The 20,728-nt window shown below is 34.0% G+C and carries 23 protein-coding genes and 2 tRNA genes; 21 read left to right on the plus strand and 4 right to left on the minus strand.

The window, feature by feature from the left end:
* Nucleotides 1–2: 2 nt before the first annotated feature.
* The 6 genes from I5M07_RS11975 (at nucleotide 3) to I5M07_RS12000 (ending at nucleotide 4,163) form a co-directional block, all read left to right on the plus strand.
* Nucleotides 3–395, plus strand: coding sequence for an ExbD/TolR family protein (locus I5M07_RS11975; protein ID WP_200106684.1), 393 nt, complete (start codon nucleotides 3–5; stop codon nucleotides 393–395).
* Nucleotides 396–424: 29 nt separating this feature from the next.
* Nucleotides 425–1,222, plus strand: a complete 798-nt coding sequence (locus I5M07_RS11980; RefSeq protein ID WP_200106685.1) for an energy transducer TonB — start codon at nucleotides 425–427, stop codon at nucleotides 1,220–1,222.
* Nucleotides 1,223–1,278: 56 nt separating this feature from the next.
* Nucleotides 1,279–2,505 (plus strand): bifunctional folylpolyglutamate synthase/dihydrofolate synthase, encoded by a 1,227-nt coding sequence (locus I5M07_RS11985; RefSeq protein WP_200106686.1) that lies wholly within the window; start codon nucleotides 1,279–1,281, stop codon nucleotides 2,503–2,505.
* A 100-nt stretch (nucleotides 2,506–2,605) separates the two neighbouring features.
* Entirely contained in the window at nucleotides 2,606–3,409 is an 804-nt protein-coding gene (locus I5M07_RS11990; RefSeq protein ID WP_200106687.1) for a hypothetical protein, read from the plus strand.
* 129 nt (nucleotides 3,410–3,538) lie between these two features.
* A tRNA-Val gene (locus tag I5M07_RS11995) sits at nucleotides 3,539–3,616 on the plus strand.
* A gap of 473 nt (nucleotides 3,617–4,089) precedes the next feature.
* Nucleotides 4,090–4,163, plus strand: a tRNA-Asp gene (locus I5M07_RS12000).
* Between the two features lie 57 nt (nucleotides 4,164–4,220).
* Here I5M07_RS12000 and I5M07_RS12005 read toward each other — a convergent pair.
* Nucleotides 4,221–4,709: a DUF456 domain-containing protein gene (locus I5M07_RS12005; protein ID WP_200106688.1), complete on the minus strand. Its 489-nt coding sequence runs from the start codon at nucleotides 4,707–4,709 to the stop codon at nucleotides 4,221–4,223.
* Between the two features lie 44 nt (nucleotides 4,710–4,753).
* On the opposite strand from I5M07_RS12005, the gene I5M07_RS12010 reads away from it, so the two are divergent.
* Together I5M07_RS12010 and I5M07_RS12015 are read left to right on the plus strand one after the other, a co-directional pair.
* Nucleotides 4,754–5,137, plus strand: coding sequence for a hypothetical protein (locus I5M07_RS12010; protein WP_200106689.1), 384 nt, complete (start codon nucleotides 4,754–4,756; stop codon nucleotides 5,135–5,137).
* Nucleotides 5,138–5,174: 37 nt separating this feature from the next.
* On the plus strand, nucleotides 5,175–5,651 hold the full coding sequence (locus I5M07_RS12015; RefSeq protein ID WP_200106690.1) for a hypothetical protein: 477 nt from the start codon (nucleotides 5,175–5,177) through the stop codon (nucleotides 5,649–5,651).
* Between the two features lies 1 nt (nucleotide 5,652).
* Here the strand turns inward: I5M07_RS12015 and I5M07_RS12020 are convergent, their stop codons facing one another.
* Entirely contained in the window at nucleotides 5,653–6,765 is a 1,113-nt protein-coding gene (locus I5M07_RS12020) for a glycosyltransferase family 2 protein (protein ID WP_200106691.1), read from the minus strand.
* Nucleotides 6,762–7,703 (minus strand): lysylphosphatidylglycerol synthase domain-containing protein, encoded by a 942-nt coding sequence (locus I5M07_RS12025; RefSeq protein WP_200106692.1) that lies wholly within the window; start codon nucleotides 7,701–7,703, stop codon nucleotides 6,762–6,764. Before I5M07_RS12025 ends, I5M07_RS12020 begins: the two co-directional genes overlap by 4 nt.
* 54 nt (nucleotides 7,704–7,757) lie before the next feature.
* On the opposite strand from I5M07_RS12025, the gene ruvC reads away from it, so the two are divergent.
* The 11 genes from ruvC (at nucleotide 7,758) to I5M07_RS12080 (ending at nucleotide 15,308) form a co-directional block, all read left to right on the plus strand.
* Nucleotides 7,758–8,309, plus strand: coding sequence for a crossover junction endodeoxyribonuclease RuvC (gene ruvC / locus I5M07_RS12030; RefSeq protein ID WP_200106693.1), 552 nt, complete (start codon nucleotides 7,758–7,760; stop codon nucleotides 8,307–8,309).
* Nucleotides 8,310–8,394: 85 nt separating this feature from the next.
* Nucleotides 8,395–9,522 (plus strand): radical SAM family heme chaperone HemW, encoded by a 1,128-nt coding sequence (gene hemW / locus I5M07_RS12035; RefSeq protein ID WP_200106694.1) that lies wholly within the window; start codon nucleotides 8,395–8,397, stop codon nucleotides 9,520–9,522.
* A 51-nt stretch (nucleotides 9,523–9,573) separates the two neighbouring features.
* Nucleotides 9,574–9,810 carry a GIY-YIG nuclease family protein gene (locus tag I5M07_RS12040; RefSeq protein ID WP_200106695.1) on the plus strand — a complete coding sequence of 79 codons (237 nt, stop codon included), beginning with the start codon at nucleotides 9,574–9,576 and terminating at the stop codon, nucleotides 9,808–9,810.
* Between the two features lie 126 nt (nucleotides 9,811–9,936).
* Complete coding sequence (locus tag I5M07_RS12045; protein WP_200106696.1) at nucleotides 9,937–10,701, plus strand: cyclase family protein; 765 nt, start codon at nucleotides 9,937–9,939, stop codon at nucleotides 10,699–10,701.
* A complete protein-coding gene (locus tag I5M07_RS12050) occupies nucleotides 10,692–11,768 on the plus strand; it encodes a DUF4421 family protein (RefSeq protein ID WP_200106697.1) in 1,077 nt (358 codons plus the stop codon). Before I5M07_RS12045 ends, I5M07_RS12050 begins: the two co-directional genes overlap by 10 nt.
* A gap of 11 nt (nucleotides 11,769–11,779) precedes the next feature.
* Nucleotides 11,780–12,367, plus strand: a complete 588-nt coding sequence (locus I5M07_RS12055; protein WP_200106698.1) for a hypothetical protein — start codon at nucleotides 11,780–11,782, stop codon at nucleotides 12,365–12,367.
* Nucleotides 12,368–12,373: 6 nt separating this feature from the next.
* Nucleotides 12,374–12,739 carry an MmcQ/YjbR family DNA-binding protein gene (locus I5M07_RS12060; RefSeq protein WP_200106699.1) on the plus strand — a complete coding sequence of 122 codons (366 nt, stop codon included), beginning with the start codon at nucleotides 12,374–12,376 and terminating at the stop codon, nucleotides 12,737–12,739.
* Between the two features lie 75 nt (nucleotides 12,740–12,814).
* Nucleotides 12,815–13,495 (plus strand): PH domain-containing protein, encoded by a 681-nt coding sequence (locus tag I5M07_RS12065; protein ID WP_200106700.1) that lies wholly within the window; start codon nucleotides 12,815–12,817, stop codon nucleotides 13,493–13,495.
* A gap of 178 nt (nucleotides 13,496–13,673) precedes the next feature.
* Entirely contained in the window at nucleotides 13,674–14,378 is a 705-nt protein-coding gene (locus tag I5M07_RS12070; protein ID WP_200106701.1) for a TIGR04255 family protein, read from the plus strand.
* A 1-nt stretch (nucleotide 14,379) separates the two neighbouring features.
* Nucleotides 14,380–14,694 (plus strand): hypothetical protein, encoded by a 315-nt coding sequence (locus I5M07_RS12075; protein ID WP_200106702.1) that lies wholly within the window; start codon nucleotides 14,380–14,382, stop codon nucleotides 14,692–14,694.
* Nucleotides 14,691–15,308 (plus strand): hypothetical protein, encoded by a 618-nt coding sequence (locus I5M07_RS12080; RefSeq protein ID WP_200106703.1) that lies wholly within the window; start codon nucleotides 14,691–14,693, stop codon nucleotides 15,306–15,308. The genes I5M07_RS12075 and I5M07_RS12080 overlap by 4 nt, the downstream gene beginning before the upstream one ends.
* 72 nt (nucleotides 15,309–15,380) lie before the next feature.
* Here I5M07_RS12080 and I5M07_RS12085 read toward each other — a convergent pair whose 3' ends face one another.
* Entirely contained in the window at nucleotides 15,381–16,481 is a 1,101-nt protein-coding gene (locus I5M07_RS12085) for a DUF4407 domain-containing protein (protein WP_200106704.1), read from the minus strand.
* A 257-nt stretch (nucleotides 16,482–16,738) separates the two neighbouring features.
* Between I5M07_RS12085 and I5M07_RS12090 the strand changes: the two genes are divergently transcribed.
* Complete coding sequence (locus I5M07_RS12090; RefSeq protein ID WP_200106705.1) at nucleotides 16,739–19,549, plus strand: TonB-dependent receptor; 2,811 nt, start codon at nucleotides 16,739–16,741, stop codon at nucleotides 19,547–19,549.
* Nucleotides 19,550–19,620: 71 nt separating this feature from the next.
* Nucleotides 19,621–20,676 carry a phytase gene (locus I5M07_RS12095; protein ID WP_200106706.1) on the plus strand — a complete coding sequence of 352 codons (1,056 nt, stop codon included), beginning with the start codon at nucleotides 19,621–19,623 and terminating at the stop codon, nucleotides 20,674–20,676.
* Nucleotides 20,677–20,728: the final 52 nt, after the last annotated feature.

Here is a 20,728-nt window from a genome sequence, read left to right on the forward strand (position 1 = left end):
TTATGAATATTAGAGGAAGAAATAAAGTTAGTCCCGAATTCAATATGTCGTCTATGACCGATATTGTATTTTTGTTATTGATTTTTTTCATGCTTACTTCGACCATGGTTACTACTAATGCCTTAGATTTAGTTTTACCTAAAGCAAAAGGCAAAACCGACAGCAACAAAAACATTGCAGTGAGTATTGACAAAGATTTGCAATTTTATATTGACAAAGAAAAAATTCCAGAAGCAGAATTAGAACCTAAACTACTAGCTGTTTTTGGAGCCGATAAAACCAAAGCCATTATTTTAAGAGCAGAAGAAGGTGTGCCAATCGAAAAAGCTGTATACGTGTTAGATATTGCCAATCGCAATCAAATAAAAGTAGTTTTAGCTGTTAGACCCAAATAATTTCTTGCAAAACGCATGAACTTTTCAGTATGAAATATTTAGAAACAGAAGAAGAAAAAAAATCGTTTATCATTACAAGCGTTTTGTTTGTAATCATGTTTTTGCTGTTTTTCTTTTTGGGTTTAACCTATATGGATCCTCCTCCAGAAAACGGAATCGCTATAAATTTTGGCACCACCGATGTGGGCTCAGGAAACATTCAACCTACCGAAGCCATTCAATCGGCTCCGCAACCAACCAATTCACAACCTTCAACTGCCAGTGACGACGAAGTGCTTTCTCAAGATATCGAAGAAGCCGTTGTTATGAAAGAGGTAAAAAAAATCAAACCAACCAAAACGCCAACTAAAGAAGAAACAAAACCCAAACCTACCGAAAGCCCAAAACCTTCAAAAAGTACTACCGATGCCCTTTCAAGTATTTTAAACGGTCCAAAATCAGACGGAAAAGCGACTGGCGGCGAAGGAAACGACAATCAAGCCGGAGACAAAGGTAATCCAAATGGAGATCCGTATGCCAACAGTTATTATGGTTCGGGCGGCGGAAGTGGCGGCGGACGAGGATGGGGTTTAAACGGCCGCAAACTGAGTGCTACCGGAAAAGAAGTACAAAAATGCAACGAATTCGGAACAGTTGTAGTTCAAATTACGGTTAACCGAAGCGGAAATGTCATTGCAGCCAAATACACCAAAGGAACCACAAACACCAACCCTTGTTTAATAGAACCAGCCCTTGCTACAGCCAGAAAATACAAATGGCAAGCCGACTCTAATGCGCCCGAAACGCAAATCGGTTTTATTACAGTTAATTTTAAATTAGGCGAATAAAGAATTTATAAATAGTAAAAACTCAAGTATCTTTGGGTTTTTATTATTTACAACCCATGAATTATCAAGAAACTACCGACTGGATGTTTAACCAACTTCCGATGTACCAAACACAGGGAGCATTTGCGTATAAAGAAGATTTAACAAACATTAAAATCCTATCGGATTATCTTGAAAATCCCGAAAAAAATTTAAAATGTTTACATGTAGCCGGCACCAATGGTAAAGGCTCTACATCCCACATGTTGGCTTCCGTTTTACAGGAAGCAGGTTACAAAGTAGGCTTATACACTTCTCCACATTTAAAAGACTTTAGAGAACGTATAAAAATAAACGGAGAAGACATTAGCGAAAATTTTGTTTGCCGATTTATTGAAAAACACAAAGCCTTTTTTGAAAAAGAATCCTTAAGTTTTTTCGAAATGTCGGTGGGATTGGCTTTTAGTTATTTTGCTAACGAAAAAGTCGACATTGCCATAATCGAAGTAGGTATGGGAGGCCGACTCGATGCCACAAACATCATTACTCCGCTACTTTCTATCATTACCAATATCGATTTTGATCACATGGCTTTTTTAGGCAACACTTTAGAAGCTATAGCAAAAGAAAAAGCAGGTATTATAAAACCAAACATCCCCGTAATCATTGGCGAACATACTCCCGAAACCAAAGCTGTTTTTTTAGCTAAAGCCAAAGAAAATAACTCGGATATTTATTTTGCCTCAGATATGATCCAGAACACATATGATTCGGACTTAGTAGGCGATTACCAAGAACACAATAAAAAAACGGTGCAACTTGCCATACAAATTTTAAATTCAGAAACTGAATTTATCATCTCAGATGAAAACGTACAAAACGGACTTTTAAATGTGGTCAAAAACACGCATTTAAAAGGAAGATGGCAACAACTAGGAACAACTCCTTTAATAATTTGCGATACCGCACACAATCAGAACGGATTGTCCATTGTAATGAAGCAAATTCAGAAACAAAATTTTGACCGTTTACATATTGTATTAGGGGTAGTGAATGACAAAGATTTAAACAAAATGCTCCCTTTATTTCCAATAAAAGCAACTTATTATTTTTGCCAACCCGACAATTTTAGAGCACTTGACCCAAAAATACTACAGGAAAAAGCACAAACATTTAATTTGATTGGCAAAACATACTCATCGGTAAAAGAAGCGTATACAGCAGCAAAAAACGCAGCAAACCCTTCCGATTTTATATATGTGGGAGGCAGTACGTTTGTAGTGGCCGAAATTCCAGGTTTATAACACCTTTTAATTTGTAAGATTAAACAAACATTTTTTACGTTTATTTATTTGATATAAAATAAAATAGCGCTACTTTTATGGTTAAATAAATTGTACAGCCATGAAAAAAACTTTTACAATTCTCTTGACTTTATTCATAAGTCTTTCATTTTCAAACTTCACAGCAAATGCGCAAGAAACAAATGCTGAATCGGTTTATATTGTAATTACAAAACGTCATTTTAATGTTGAGGCTACCAATAAAGAAGAATGGCAAGATCGAGAGTTAGAATATTTTAAGAAAGTAACCAGCCAGAATGAATATGTTTTGCACACAGAAGTATTAAAACATTTATTTACCGAAGACAATACCGAAATATTATTTGTAACGGTTTATAAAGATTGGGCCGACCTTGAAAAATCAGGGGATAGAATTACCGAATTAGAAAATGCTGCTTGGCCCGATGAAAAAGAAAGAAATGCTTTTTTTGAAAAATTAGACGGTTACTATACTGATGTTCATTCAGATGAAATCTACAAATCATATAGCGAAATAAAAAACTTCAAAGTTAAATCTATCGACCCGATGATTGTATATATGAAAAACTCAAAACTCAAACTTAGCGGTAAAGAAGGAAAAGGTTTTTTAGAGTTTAATGAAAAAGTGACACAAAGAAATCCTATTATTAAAGGATATTACACCTTTGCTCACCACTGGGGCTCAGACAGCACCGATTTCATCGAAACGTATTTCTATACTTCTTTATGCGATTTAGAAAAATCCAACAAAGAAATGGATGAGTTAGTAAAAGTTTCTTGGCCAAATGAAAAGGACAGAATGGCCTTTTTAGACGATTATAACAACTATTTTACAGGAAAACACCAAGATTTCATTTACACCAACGTTCCTGTTTTATCAAAATAAAAAACAAAACACTCACAATCAAACACATGAAAAATATTTTAGATTTTTACTCAAAAATATTTTGCATATCAATAAAACCGTCTTATATTTGCACTCGCAATCACAAAATGATAGCAACCTAGTAAAATAGGGCGATTAGCTCAGCTGGTTCAGAGCACCTCGTTTACACCGAGGGGGTCGGGGGTTCGAACCCCTCATCGCCCACCAAGAAACTCCTTAAGAAATTAAGGAGTTTTTTTATGCACAATATTTTAAGTCGAATCATAAAAGTTGGGGAGCAATTAAGGGGATCAAGAATAAAACGGATCAAGAACAAAAGTTGGGGATTAGGCAAATAATTTAGTAAGTCTAAAAAGGAAGAAATCTACTTTTCTAACTCCTCTAAATTGATTTCTGAATGCTTTTAAAAGTTGGGGATTGAGCAAAAAGATTGGATAATCTGAATAAGAAGAAATCGGTAGTTGTTCCAAATGAAGAACTCTGGATCTATCCTAAAACTTGCATTTATCAAGTCATTTTGTTTGTCTTTTAAACAATTTGCTACTAAAAGTCAAAAACAAACAGCCGTATCTTATTCTAGATTAATACTTTAAAAATTTAACTTTTTTTATTCAATTAAAATTGGCGCAAATGCTTGCAAAATCAAAGTTCTGTTGTATTTTTGCCGCACAATAAAGCGAGGTTTGGTAGTTCAGTTGGTTAGAATACATGCCTGTCACGCATGGGGTCGCGGGTTCGAGTCCCGTCCAGACCGCTTCATAAAAAAAGCCTTTCAGATTCTGAAAGGCTTTTTTATTATTCTACATCCTTGCTAGATATTTTGCATTACGAGATATAAAAACCAGCATAAAAAGACAAAAGCCAACATAAAACTCATAAAGGTGGAGGCTAAAAAGCCCGTAAACGAACCCACCGCCGCTCGAAAAGCACGCTTATGTTCTTTTGAATTATACAGCAATTCGCCCACAAATGCTCCTACAAAAGGACCGATTATAAACCCAAAAGGTATTGGCGCTAAAATCCCAACAATCAAGCCTATGTTTGTACCCCAAACGCCGTATGAACTGCCACCGAATTTTTTTGTGCCTTGTGCCGGAATCACATAATTTAAAATACTAACCAAGACCACAATCAAAAAAGTACCGCCCAAAAACCAATAATTCATTGGCGTTATGCCGGAGCAATACAAGAATAAAAGTCCCAACCAGCTAATAGAAATTCCAGGTAAAATAGGTAAAACACTACCTAAAACCCCCACAATCATACAAATCAACCCCAGAATAAGCAATAAAGTAACCATGATTTATTTTTTGTAAATTTGAAAAAAAGCAACACAATTGTTTTATGAAGGCAACGGTTTTAAAATTTGGTTTAAGCATCATTTTGTTTTGCAGCTGTTATATGGTAACAGCGCAGCAATCAAAATTACCGCTAGACGATCAATTATTACAACAAGAAATTTACAAAGAAAATAAAAAGAAAGTCCAAAATTATTCGTTGAAAGAATTTGACGCTTTGTTTATGGAGTTTTTTCAACGCAAGCTGGACACGCAAGTTTTGCTAACTAAAGAAGAATTTTATACCTACACTGTCAAAATTGCTACTTTTTCGGACCGATTGGCTAGTTTATATCCCGAACAACAACAAACCGCCGAGGAAAATAAAAAAAAGTGGATGTCAGAAAACTACCAAGATTATTTGGTTTTCAAATCAACTCAAAAAAAATAATCGTAATTTTACGGCATAATTCTACAATGCAAATCACTTGAAGCAGTTTTACTTTTTTATACTTCTTATTTTCACAGCCTCTTGCCAATATTTTGACAAGCAAGTGCCTGATGAAAAAGAATTATTACAAAAAGAGTTAAAATCCATTAATTGGAAGGAAGTCGACGAATACCCATCGGTGACCAATTGCGATCAAATTAGTGACAAAAAATTGCGACAACAATGTTTTTTTGAAACGATGGCGCAACTTATTCAAGAAAAACTCAATATCGATACCCTCTCGATTTTATACCCCGAATTAGACACGATTGAAGTTAAAGTGACCGTTTTTCCGAATGCTACAATGCAATTTGAACCCCAATTCCCCAAAGATTCGGTTGCTTACGACACGATAAAAATAGATAGTATTTTGCACAGCCGATTGCTTGATTTTCCTAAAGTCAATCCAGCCATAAAAAGAGGAATTCCGGTAAAAACCCAATTTATTTTGCCAGTTATTATTAAAAGCGAATAACCTAATATTTAGCTTTTCTTCCTTTCCATTCAAAAGTTCCAAACAAACTATAAGTGGCCACCGTGACACTAAAAAAGGGATACACCAAACTGCCTAACAGCCAATAGGGCATTTTTTTTCGACCTAAAAACCGGTTGGTTGCAAAGAGCAACATAAAGTCGATTATCATTTTGATTATCCAAAATATTTCAATTTCGATGAAGGAAAGGAGTTGGAAAGCACCAAAAACCAATGTCGCAATTGCCGTTACATTGGTTAAAAAAACCAAAATACCCAGAACTTTCCCGAAAACATTCGGGTATTTTGCGGTTTTGGCTGCCCATCGCACGCGTTGTTGAAAAAGCGATTTCCAAGAATTTTCGGGCGCTGTTTTAACCACGGCTTGAATGGATTTTAAATAACCTACTTTTTCTGGAAAAATTTGCAACGCTTTTTGTAATAGAAAAACATCATCGCCGCTGGCAAATTGTTCGTAACCTTCAAAACCATTCAAATCTTCAAAAAAAGATTTAGTATAAGCAAAATTGGCTCCATTGCACATAAATCCTTGATGTAACCCAAAACTACCAATTGTGGCGCCTTGCAAACTCATTAAATCCAATTGCTGAAACTGACTCAAAAACGATTTTTTTTCGGTATACGTTACTGCACCGGCTATCATTTGTACTTCGTTCTTTTGAATGAATTGATCCAAAATTAACAACCAATTTTTAGGCACTTGGCAATCGGCATCAGTTGTGATAATCCATTCGTTTTTTGCGTTTTTAATGGCGGTGTTTATAGCATCTTTTTTGGGCGATTTCGATTTTCGCTGGTTGGATAAAATGGAAATTGCAAACGAATATTCCGGTTCAATTTCGAATTTCTCATCCGAATCATCGTCAATCAAAAGTACTTCGAATAATACATTTGGATAATTGAGTTTGGCAATAGTTTGCAATAAAACAGGCAAATTGTGCTTTTCATTCCGAAACGGCACTACTATACTAAAAGCGGTTTGTGGAGTTGGATATTGTTCCAGATAAAATCGGGGCACTTTGTAAAAACCGATGGTAAGTATTATTATAACAAGTCCATAAATTCCTAAAACACTAAAAACGAGAATCAAAATCATGCTTTTACAGTTTTAAAATTCAACACAAAATAACTCCCAATTACTACCGGAATGACCACATTTAAAAACCACATTAGGGTACTAATAAAAATGACAATCCATTCGTTAACGCCTAATAAACCAAAGAAAAATAACGAAACACTTCCTTTTACAGCAAAATCTAAAAACTGAAAAGTGGGCAACGACGATGCTAAAAAATAGACTGAAGTGATAGCTGCCATTAAAGTTAAATAAGGCAAATCCACATCAAATGCAACAAATAAAAAATAGTACTGGTGTGAGAAAACCAAATAGCGACAAATGCCTAAAACAATATTTTTGCGATGAATTGATTTTGGTATTTCATTGATTTTATGTAACAGTTTTTCAATGGAATACCCTTTTATAGTTATTCTTTTTACACTAAATAAAATCACAATTAAAATGAGTACTCCTAAAAACAACAAACCAATATTTTTTGTTGTCATCACCGGATGCAATACATTAAAGTACAACAATCCAAAAATCCCGAAGAGGATGGTTAAAACCATCTGAATTCCGTTGCAAATTAAATTTAAAAAGACAATTTTTTTAGTTTCCTTTTTTTCAAAATAAAATGCCTTTCCGGCGTATTCACCTATTCCGTTGGGTGTAAAAAGTCCGGCAGTTAAAGCGGCAAGCACTTGTTTGGTAGCTTCAAAAAGTGAAATTTTCCGAACCACTTGCGCCAAATTTTGCCATTTTAAAATTTCTAAAAAACGATTGACAACACTAAAATAGAGGATAAATAGAATTCCAAAAACGGACTGATTTTTATTGAAAATTAGCAAAAACTTATCCCATTCCAGTTTTTCATTTGAAACCAATTGCTGGTAAATAAAATAAAAAGCGCCACCAACTATGAAAAGTTTAATTACAAGAACAAGGAAATGCTTAGCTTTGTCGGGTATTGAAATCATTGTTGCAAAGAAACAAAACTTTGAACTTTGAACTTTAAATTTTAAGTAAATCTTTTGGTAAACGAGCGCATCATATTAGGTATTGACCCCGGAACCACAATTATGGGTTTTGGATTGATTAAAGTCATCAATAAAAAAATGGAGTTTTTGCAATTGAATGAATTGCAATTATCCAAATACGACAATCATTATCAAAAGCTAAAAATCATTTTTGAGCGTACCATTGAATTGATTGAAACGCATCATCCGGATGAAATTGCCATTGAAGCGCCTTTTTTTGGAAAGAATGTACAATCCATGTTAAAGTTAGGAAGAGCACAAGGAGTGGCAATGGCGGCGGGACTTTCGCGCGGAATTCCAATTACAGAATACGAACCAAAAAAAATAAAAATGGCGATTACCGGAAACGGAAATGCCAGCAAAGAGCAAGTTGCCAAAATGCTCCAACAACTTTTAGGTTTAAAAGAGTTACCTAAAAACCTGGATTCGACCGATGGTTTGGCAGCAGCGGTTTGTCATTTTTTTAATTCTGGAAAAGTCATAGCCGGAAAAAGTTATTCGGGTTGGGATGCTTTTGTGAAACAAAATGAAGATAAAATTAGATAATTTGAAAATGAGCCAATTTGAAAATGTAATTTAGCTTGGCGATTTATTTCCAAATTTTCAAATTAATTAATTTTCAAATTATAAAATGTCTGGCATCTACATCCATATTCCCTTTTGCAAACAGGCTTGCCATTATTGCGACTTTCATTTTTCGACTTCAATGAAAAAGAAAGACGAAATGGTTTTGGCTTTAGCCAAAGAAATTGCCATGCGAAAAAACGAATTCATCAACGAAACTGTTGAAACCATTTATTTTGGCGGCGGAACGCCTTCGGTATTGACAAATGACGAAATCAACTTTTTACTTTCAGAAGTTTACAAAAATTACAAAGTTGTCGAACATCCTGAAATTACTTTGGAAGCGAATCCTGATGATTTGTCTTCAGACCGAATTTCAGAACTGTCTAACACTTTAATAAATAGATTGAGTATCGGAATTCAGTCTTTTTTTGAAGATGATTTGCAACTGATGAATCGAGCACATAATGCAGATGAAGCCAAAAAATGTTTGGAAACGGCAACAAAATATTTTGATAATGTCTCGATCGATTTGATTTATGGTATTCCCGGGATGAGCAATGAGAAATGGCAACAAAATATTCAAACGGCTTTAGATTTTGGGATTCCGCACATTTCGAGTTACGCTTTGACTGTGGAGCCCAAAACGGCTTTAAAAAAACTCATTCAAACCGGAAAAATTGCTCAGCCTAAAGACGAAGTTGCCGAAGCGCATTTTATGATTTTGGTTGATACGCTTCAGAAAAATGGGTTTATTCATTACGAATTATCCAATTTTGGAAAATCTGATTATTTTTCAAAGAACAATTCGGCGTATTGGTTGGGTAAAAAATACATGGGTATTGGTCCTTCGGCACACAGTTATAACGGCATTTCACGAAGTTGGAATGTGGCAAATAATAGCTTGTATTTAAAAACTATTGAAAAAAAGGAATTGCCAAGCGAAGTAGAAGTATTAACTGTTGAAGACCGTTACAATGAATATATCATGACCGGATTAAGAACCATTTGGGGCGTTTCTTTGGAAAGAATTGCATCCGAATTTGGTGTAACTTATCTGGAATACCTTCAAAAACAAGCCCAAAAATTCTTAGAGGATGAATTACTTTTCATCGAAAACAACATTCTAAAACCTACTTTGAAAGGAAAATTTTTGACAGATGGAATTGCTAGTGATTTGTTTATCCTGAATTAATTTCAGGATCTTTTTATTAACTTCGGATTCAATTCGTTAAAAATCTAAACTATGTCAAATGGGTTCGTGTATATCTTGACTAATAAAAATCGAACTGTTTTGTATGTTGGTGCAACAAAAGATTTAAAACAACGCATTGAGCAACATGGTAACGGTAAAGGTGCTGTTTTTACCAAAAATTATAATGCGACAATTTTAATTTATTTTGAAGAGTTTGATTGCTATTCAGAGGCTTTTAAAAGAGAGAAACAACTAAAAAATTGGCATCGCAATTGGAAATTGAATTGAATTAAAATAAAAAATCCAGAATTAAAAGATTTATATTTGAGTATATAAATGTATCTCATACTAGTTCTTTTAAACAATCTTTAAGAAGAAACCTAATGTTGAAATGCGGAAATAAATTCAGCATAAATGAAAGCAAAAATCAATAACTTCGAAATCGACTTATCAAAACCCATTGACATTTCGATTCCTTTAACCAATACTGATGAAAACCCAATTGCGTGGTATCTTGAAAAACCTACTATTGAACCAGTAGTTTTTGGGGATTGGATTGGAAAAGTTTCAGAAGGAAAATCAGCTACGAATTTTAATAATATCTTTTTCAATCCGCATGGTCACGGCACGCACACGGAATGTTTAGGACATATTACACATGATTTTTATAGTGTCAATCAAGCGTTACAAACCTTTTTTTTTACAGCTGAATTGATTTCAATTCAACCCGAAATTCAAGGTGAAGATTTGGTTATTACTAAAAATCAAATTGAAAATGCGTTGAGTAGCAAAACACCCGAAGCATTAGTTATAAGAACATTGCCGAATCAATTGGCAAAAAAGTCTAGAAAATATTCCCATACCAATCCGCCGTATTTGTTAGAAGAAACTGCAATTTTTATTCGAGAACTCGGAATCCAACATTTATTGATAGATTTACCGAGTGTAGATCGGGAACATGATGAAGGGAAATTGCTCGCACACAAAGCGTTTTGGAATGTGAAAAATACTCAAAAAGTCAATGATGATGCCCGTTTTAAAGCTACTATTACCGAAATGATTTTTGTTCCTTCAGAAATTCCCGACGGAACGTATTTGCTCAATTTACAAATTGCCACTTTCGAAAACGATGCCAGTCCGAGCAAGCCTATTTTGTATGAAATAAAACAATGCATTTAAAGAACGGTATCATGGGATTTGAAGAAAATAGGAAATTCAATTTAAAGCGTTTTCAGCTTAAAAAAACAGTCTTTTTCTGGTTTTTTATTTTCTGTCATTTTATTTTTCATGGCCAACAAAAAGAAAAAGACACTACTCATTTTGTGTTTTATCCCGACAAAATCATGGTGAGGGCCAATCTAAATACCCAAACCGATGCCCATATTTTAAACAACAAATCGGGCGATAATTTGTATTTGCAAACCAACAACAGCTACAAACTTTTTTTAGCAGTTGATTATAAATTTATCGGTTTTACATATGGTTTTTATCCCAAATTTATTGGAGGAAATAAAGATGAAAACACAAAAGGTAAATCTAAATTTTCGGAATATAATTTTCGTTTTTTTCTTGGACAATGGCTTCAAACTGTGGAATACAGTAAGATTAAAGGGTATTATGTCGAAAATTCTACTGATTTTTTTCCAGGACTCGACCCCGACCATCAAGGCTATATTGTCTTTCCGGATTTCAAAACCCAACGATATGGCATGTCAACATCCTATATTTTCAACAAAAATTTTTCGCTAAAAAGTATTACTTCTTTTACCGAATGGCAAAAGAAAAGCGCCGGAAGTTTTATCCCGACAATATTATATGCCTACAAAAAACTTTCTTTTAGTACCGATATACTCGAAAGTTCTCAAAATGAATACGATATTGCTATTGGACAGGGTTATTTTTATAATTTTATAATCAAAAACAGGTTTTATGTAGCGCCCAATCTGACTGTTTTAGGAGGAATAAAATTCACCAATTCAAAATCAAACGAAGAAAATGTGATCACAACCGAGAAAAAGAATTATTGGGCTACAGCTTTAAAAGGAGGCTTGAAAATAGGATACAATTCAGAAAAAATACTCTGCGGATTGAGCTTTAATTTTGATGCCACTTCATATAAAGAAAACAAAACCGAAACAATTTCCAATGACAACTTCTACGGCCTTTTGTATTTTGGCTACCGATTTGATGCTCCGAAATTCATAGCCAAACCTGTTGAAAATATCGAAAATAAAATCAACTTTTAAACAGAATCATAATGAAAAAAACAGTGCTATTTTTAAGCCTTTCTTTGGCTTTTTTGATTTCATGCAACGACAAAAAACAAACAACCGAATCGATTGAAAAAACTGAACAAACCCTAACAGACACGACAGCAGTTCAAAAAACAGTGACCGTAAAAACTGACTCGACCGAGCAAAAATTAATTGCTTTTTTAAAAGACGATTATCTTAAAAACGATTATGATATTTTGATGGAACAAGATCATTCATTTCAATATGAAACAGTCGATTTAAATGGTGATGCTATTCCAGAAACTTTCATCCGATTTTCATCGCCTTATTTTTGTGGAAGTGGGGGTTGCACTTTTTTATTGTTAGATGCTGATATGAAATTGATTAATTCGTTTTCTGTTTCAGATGGGCCATTTTATATAACGAAAGAAATTCAAAACGGTTGGCCGGTTTTAAATATAACTTCGGGGAATGCATTGCGTATAGTGGTTTTTAATGGTAAAAAGTATCCGTCAAACCCTTCGGTTTTACCTAAAGTAACAACGGCTCCAACTGATGCTCAGGTAATTTTTGACAAACCATTTGCCGAAAGCAAAACTGTAAATTTTTAAAAAAACATGAACTTAGAAACCTATTACGAATACTGCTTGTCTAAAAAAGGAGTCACAGAACATTTCCCTTTTGACCAAAATACATTAGTTTTTAAAGTAGGCGAAAAGATGTTTGCGCTTTCGTCTTTGTCGCAATGGGAAAACGGAAATCCATCAGTGAATTTAAAATGCGATCCAGAACGTTCGGCCGAATTGCGAGCAGCGTTTGAGGCTGTTGAACCGGGATACCACATGAGTAAAGTGCATTGGAATACCGTTAGTATCAATAAAGATGTACCTGATATTTTAGTCAAAGAACTTGTGGACCATTCGTATAATTTAATTTTTAAAAGTTTGCCTAAGAAAATTCAAAGCGAAATCAATGAAATTTAAAATTAGGCATTACATTTGTTTATAAAAGCAAAAAAGAAACCTCTGTTACTGGGGAACTTAGCAAACTGAAAAAACATGAAAGAACAATTTAAAAAATTCTTAAACGAAGAACAAGATCCAAAAGCTATTGAAAAAATCACTTCAAAATTGAATGATTTATTGATGCGAAATGAGGAAATTGGCTATATAGCAGTTCAAAAAAAGCCAGCATTAACGGTTTTTCCAGATAGTATTGTAGTAACCAATAAACGTATTATTATTTGCAAACCAAAAAACTTAGGTTTGTCTATGGATTTTACAGATTATACTTGGGATGATATTTCTGGAAGTTTTGTAAAAGAAAATATTTTAGGTTCTGAATTTACGTTTTCAACAAAAACAGATTTGTCTATCACAATAGATTATATTCCTAAAATTCAAGCTAGAAAAATATACACTTTTGCAAAAGAACAATTGGATAACCTTAAAAATCCAACCACTGGAATTACACCAATAGAAGAACCCACAGTGGTGGATGCGTTTGTTGAAGAAATTGAAGAAGTAGAAACAGAAGAAGTTACTAATTTTGCCGAAATTATTCCCAATACACCTGTCCCAATGGAACCTATAACGCCATTGGAAGAAATCAAAACAACAGAATTGTCTCAAGATGAATTGTTTGAAAAATTACAGAAATACAAAAAATTACTTGACAACGGTCTCATTTTACAAGGTGAATACGATGCCTTGAAAAAAGAGATTTTGAGTAAAATGTAGTGTTTTTAGAAAATAGAAGTAATATATATCATTGCTTTAAAATTAACATTTGTTAAAATCGAGATATTTTACTTTTGTAATTGAATCGCTAGTTTGGCAATCAAAACAAATGAATTTTATATTTAATAGATATCTTAATAAAAAGAATTAGATTTGTAATATGAAAAATGACATTCTTATGACATTACCAAAATCAATAAATCCATGTCCTATCGTGGATGCTTTATTTGAGATAAGATTTACTACTAAAATTCATCCTAGTGCAGTTTTTGGTATTGTTTATAATGCTCTTCAGCAAGACTTTCCTAAAGTTGAAAATTTGCCAGTTCTACAGTTGCCTGAGGCAGTTAGAACTACTGACCCAAATTTGAAATTTAAACCACATTACAGAATTTCAAATAATAAATTTGTTACGCAAATTGGCCCAGAAGTTATAACTATAAGCTCTTTTCCTAAATATCTTGGATGGACTCAATTTTCTAATCAAATACTAAGTATTCTTGATAGAATTGAAGAAGTAGGAATTGTTGATTCTGTTGAGAGAATAGGAATCAGATATATTAACTTCTTTGAAAATAATATTTTTAAAGATATTGATTTGAAAATTTGTATAGGCCAGAATGATATTGCATATAAAAACACTATTATAAGGACAGAAATAGAACAGGTTTCTTTCAAAAGTTCATTACAAGTAGCAAACAATGTAAATCTTAATAATAGAGTTGGTTCAATTATTGACATTGACACCTTTACAGAATCAAACTTAAATGATTTTTTTAAACAGAAATCTGAATTGATTTCTAAGGGACATTCTTTAGAAAAAGAACTTTTTTTTAGTTTGTTAAAAGTTGATTTTCTCAAAACTTTAAATCCAATTTATTAACATGTTGACAAAAACAAATACATCTTTATCAAATCTTGTTATTTTAGCAACTTTAAGTTCAAGCGTTGTTAATTTTAGTTATGAAATGGAAAGCTCCTTGACTCCTCAACTTGACACTAAAATTGAACATCATGTAAATATTGCGGATTGGAGAGATAACGCATTTAATTCATCCTTTGATTACAGTTTACATAATGAAAATGATGAAAAAATAAACACTATCATCTCATTCACTAAAAATTTATTGGAAAACTCAACAGATATTGAAAGTGAATTTGTAGATATTGTAAATGATAATTTCTGGGAACTGATATGAAATTAGATGACTTTAAACTGTACTTACCCAAGTTTTTATCTGCCGAATCTGACAAAGAACTTTTTGATAGTTTAAGGGGGTTTCCTAATAATATTGATTCAAGAATTTATACAAACTATTTAACGAATTCCGATATTATTTATCAAGGAGATGGAATTGAGGAGATGCTTTGTGTCAATCTACCTGATGCCACAATAAAACCAGTTCCAAGTATGATTTTATCAAATACATGTGATGTAGACTTAACAAATGTTAGAAATTTTCCATCACAATTAGTTTATGCGCCCATATTTAATTTGGAAAAATATCAAAACAGTTTATATAAAAACTCTGAAAAAGCAAAAGAACAAATTGATTCCCATATTCAATCAGTTAAAGATCAAAAAATCACACAAATATTTTATTTACCTAAAGTTCAAGGAAAAATGGATGATTCGATTGTTTTCTTTGATAAAGTTTGTAATTTTCCAAATAAATTAGTTCCAAGAGAGAATTTAAAAGATAGAAAATTATTTACATTAAGTGATTATGGTGCTTATCTCTTTCTTCTGAAATTATCAATTCATTTTACTAGAATTCAAGATAAAGTGGAACGAAAAAGTCTTAGAATTTAGTGTTAATTTTAGCTTCAAGAGTAAAAGAACTTTTCTTGCTCAAGCTTTTTTCTTATTGATATTTGAATGTCTTTATAGTGTCCCTTTTTGCTTTTCTACAAATCCATTAGATTGAAGTTCAAATAATTCCTCCGCATTTTTACGTTGAATATCATACAAGCGTTTGTCCTCCGCGATGTCTTCATATACTTTGTCATGCATTGTAGCATTTGTTTTTACTAATAATTCGCGTTGGTATTTGTTCTGTTCTAAAGTAGCTTTTAGTGCCGTTTCTAACTCTTCTTGCTTAAAATCGTATTCACCTTTTGGAGCTAATAGTTTAGCAATTATCGGAGAAGTTTCTATCGCCAAGAATAAAAGCATAATGAAAAAAGATGGCAACCAAGGCAATTGATTTAAAGCATTAATACGCGCCATTAATCCATCAAAACCCTCAATGATTGGTTTGGCTGTATTGATTTTAGTTTCTAAATCCGTTTGAAGTGTTTGGGCTTGTTTTTCCAATTCAATAATTTTAGCGTCATTAGTTGTTTTTAAATTCGCCAATTCTTTTAAAGCCGCATCGTGTTTGTCACGTTTTTCTTTGTAAACAGGTCCTTTTCCTAATTTTTTGGTTCCTGCCGTTCCTTCCGCTTCGGTAATATAAGTGTTATATAAATTGTTGACTTCTTTTTCTTTGTTCGTGATTTCCGATTTAAGAGCGGCAATTTGAGCTTTATTTTTATCTAAATCGGTTTTGAAATAAGTGCCAATTTGTTTCTTGTTGGCCAATTCCATAGCGTTTTTTTCTTTTAATAAAACGGTATTAATTTCTTTTTCAAAGATTTTAATCTCTAATGGTTTTGAAATCACAATAGCAATAATAATGGCTAATATAATTCGTGGAGTAGCTTGTAAAAATTCTTGACCAAAACGATCCCTTTTTTTGATGGTAGAAACAATAAACCGGTCCAGATTAAATATTAGTAATCCCCAAATGAAACCAAAAAATACCGCTGGAATTACGGCATCAAAAACAGTAAATAAAGCATAAGCACTGGCAATAAATGCCATAACTGCAGTAAAAAATACCGTTGCGCCAATACCCGCGTATTTTGATTTTTCGCCTTGTGAACAGTCAGCAAGTAAATTGGGATCTGCGCCCGAGCACAGAATAAAGAATGATTGTAACATGATTGATGATTTTTGATTGATTGATTACCTGCAAATTTAAGTCCATTTTTTCGATTGAAACCTAACAAGTTGATTTCTTTTGCTTTATAATTAATTAAAATTCAATTTTTCCAATTCATTTTTCCGCTTTGTTATGAATTTGTAAAATTTTCCGCAAGAAACAGCAGACACTTAACGATATGTTAATTTTTAGATGCCATTGTTTTAATGCATCACTTCTAGCTTTGCACCTCGAATTAAATAACCTATAAACTAAAATGAAAAAGATTTATTTAGTATTGTTACTTTTATTATTAACCGCAATGAGTTATGCTCAAAAAAGCATCGTATCCGGAAAAGTTTTGGATATCGACGACAAATTGCCGTTACCAGGAGCCATGATTCAAATTTCGGGTCAAAACAAATACACCATTTCCGACTACAATGGTAGTTTCGAATTGTTAAATGTAACCGAAGGATCCTATGAAATTCATGTAAAATACATGGGATATACCACGGCTACAAAATTAATAGTAATTTCTAAAGGAGGAAATACTGTCGTTAATTTTGAAATGAAAGCCATTGGTACTCAACTTAATGAAGTAGTTATTGGAGATGCTTTAAAAGGACAAGCCAAAGCCTTGAACCAACAAAAAAACAACAGCAATATTACCAATATTGTTTCTTCAGACCAAGTGGGACGTTTTCCAGATGCCAACGTTGGAGATGCTTTAAAACGTGTGCCGGGAATTACCATGCAAAACGACCAAGGAGAAGCCAGAAACATCATTATTAGAGGTTTGGCTCCATCATTAAACTCGGTTACTTTAAATGGTGATCGTATTCCTTCAGCCGAAGGAGACAACCGAAACGTACAAATGGATTTGATTCCGTCGGATATGATTTCGAGTATGGAAGTGAACAAAACCCTAACACCCGATATGGATGCCGATGCTATTGGAGGTTCGGTAAATTTAGTGACTCGCGCCACCCCAAATGGGCAACGTATTTCGGCTACTTTGGCCGGAGGCTATATGCCAATTAGAGAAAAAGGCGTTTACACAGCTGGATTGGTTTTTGCCGATCGTTATCTTAATGATAAATTAGGAATGGTGGTAAGCGGTTCTTATAACAATAAAGATTACGGCTCAGACGATGTTGAAAACGTTTGGGTAAAAGACGAATTTGGAAACGAATACGTATCAGAGTCTCAAATTAGAGTATATGATGTGCAACGTATCCGTAGAAGTGGCGCTATTTCTTTGGATTATAAATTCAACGACAACAACACCATTTTTGCTAATGCCATTTATAACTGGAGAGACGACCGCGAAAACCGTTTTAGAACCACTTATGACGATATTGAACCTATTTATAATGGTGAAACAATTACTGGTTTTGAAGGAAGAGCCAGACGTCAAACCAAAGGTGGAATTGACAACAACCGAAACAAAAGCCGTCGTTTAGAAGACCAACGAGTGCAAAACTACGCTCTTCGTGGAGAGCATTTGTTAAGTTCTAATTTAGACATGGATTGGTCGGTAAATTACTCAACTGCAAGCGAATACCGCCCTAATGAGCGTTATATCGAATACCGTCAAAAAGGATTGGATTTGACTCAAGATTTATCGGATATCAAATTTCCGTTGGTTACCAGTTCAGGCGAATCTTTAGATCAATTAGAATTTGATTCGCTTACCGAAAACACCGACGATACCAGTGAAGACGAATTAGGTGCAAAAATCAATTTCCGAATTCCATTTTCAATTATCCCTTCTGAAAAAGGGCGTATCAGAACTGGTTTGCGTATGCGTTTGAAAGAGAAAGAACGTAATAATGTTTTCTATTCTTACGAATCAACAAGCGACGATATGGAAACTCTTGCCGATGTACCAACTCACTATTTTAACGGCGAAGGATTTAATCCAGGAACTAAATATGTAGCCGGAAGTTTGGTTGATAAAAATTACCTTGGCGGATTAGACCTCAACAATGCGGGTTTATTTGATAAAGAAGCCGATCCATCAGAATATTTAACAGCAAATTATACAGCCAAAGAACAAATTTTTGCAGCATACGTGCGTTGGGATCAAGATTTTAATGATAAATTATCGATGATTGTAGGAGCTCGTGCAGAGAATACCCATATTGACTATGTAGGAAACCGCGTTTTGGATGAAGAAGAATTGGAAAATAAAATCAACACGACCAACAGTTATTTGAATGTTTTACCTAGCCTTTCGTTTAAATACGATGCTACAAAAAGTTTGGTTTTAAGAGCCGCTTTTACAACTGCTTTAGCGCGACCAAACTATTACGACTTGGCGCCTTATGTGAACAATATTGCGTCTGATAAAGAAATCTCTGCTGGTAATCCTGATCTAAAAGCAACTTATTCTTTTAACTACGACTTTATGGCCGAAAATTATTTTGAATCGGTTGGTTTGGTTTCGGCGGGAGCTTTTTACAAAAACTTAAATGATTTCATTTACAAATACAGCAGTAAAACGTATTCAAATTCTGATTTCGCAACCGATTTTCCAGATCAAACCAATCCAATTCCAGCTGGTGAACAATGGAAATTTGTACAATCTCGAAATGGAGATAACGTAGATGTTTACGGATTTGAAGTAGCTTTTCAACGTCAGTTTGATTTCTTTAGCAGTAAATTTTTAAGAGGTTTTGGTGTGTATTTAAACTATACTTTTACACAATCTAAAGCCAAAGGTATTGCCGATGAAGACGGAAACGAGCGTAACGATGTAAGTTTACCAGGAACTACGCCACACATGTTTAATGGTTCGTTATTTTGGGAAAACAAACGTTTTTCAGCTAGAGTTTCTACCAATTTCACCTCTGATTATTTAGATGTTTTGGGTGCCGAAGCATATGAAGATTCGTATTACGACAAGCAGTTTTTTGTAGATGCCAATGCTTCGTACAAAATCACGCCTTACATGCGTATTTTTGCCGAAGCAAACAACTTGACCAATCAACCATTGCGTTATTACCAAGGTGTTAGTCAACATACCCAACAAGCCGAATATTATCAAGCGCGTTACAATTTAGGTGTAAAGTTTGATTTTTAAATAAATTTGAATTCGTATTTTGATAACAGGATTTTTTAAGTCCTGTTATCTTTTTTAAGTAAATAAACAAAATGAAAAATAAATTTTTAATTGCCGTAGTGGCGCTAATTACCTTTTCATCGTGTAGCGATAAATTGGCTCCTGTACGCAAAGATGCCCTTAAACCCACCATTGTTACTCAAAAATTACCACACGACACCGATGATCCTGCTATTTGGATTAACCCAACTGATGCCAGCAAAAGCATTGTAGTCGGAACCGATAAAGATACCGATGGTGGTTTGTATGCTTTTGATTTACAAGGAAAAATTATCACCAAATCAGAGGTTTTACAGCGACCAAACAATGTGGATATTGCCTATGGATTGCTTTTAAACGGCAAAAAGGTCGATGTAGCAGTAGTTACGGAACGCGAACGCAATATGCTTCGAATTTTTAGTTTACCCGATTTACAACCGCTTGATAATGGCGGAATTCCGGTATTTGATGGAGAGGCTGCACGCGACCCAATGGGAATTGCTTTGTACACCCGCGCCAGCGATAAGGCTATTTTTGCTGTAGTGGGTAGAAAAAACGGTCCTTCTGGTAGTTATTTGTGGCAATACGAATTGGTTGACAATGGTCAAGGAATCGTAACCGGAAAAGTGGTACGTAAATTTGGTAATTACAGCGGTAAAAAAGAAATTGAAGCCATAGCCGTAGACAACGAATTGGGTTATGTTTACTATTGCGATGAACAATTTGGCGTGAGAAAATATTATGCCGATCCAGCAAAAAATGACAATACCGAGTTGGCTCTTTTTGGTCAAAAGGATTTTAAAAGTGATCACGAAGGAATTGCCATTTACAAAAAACAAGATGGTAAAGGGTACTTACTGATTTCCAATCAGCAAGCGAATACGTTTAATGTGTATGCGCGTGAGGGTGAAAATGGAAATCCAAATGAGCATATTCGTTTAGCAGAAATTCCAACTTCGACTATTGAATGCGATGGGGCAGATGCGACTGCGGTAAATTTAGGAGGTTCGTTTCAAAATGGATTATTTGTAGCCATGAGCAATGGCATGACTTTTCAGTATTACAATTGGGATACCATTCAAAAAATAATCGATTCTCAAAAAAAATAAAGCAAGATCCTTACTTTGTCCCAAATCAAATTAAATCAAAAAAGCTACTCGC

It is taken from the genome of Flavobacterium agrisoli, assembly GCF_016522065.1.
Lineage (GTDB): Bacteria > Bacteroidota > Bacteroidia > Flavobacteriales > Flavobacteriaceae > Flavobacterium > Flavobacterium agrisoli.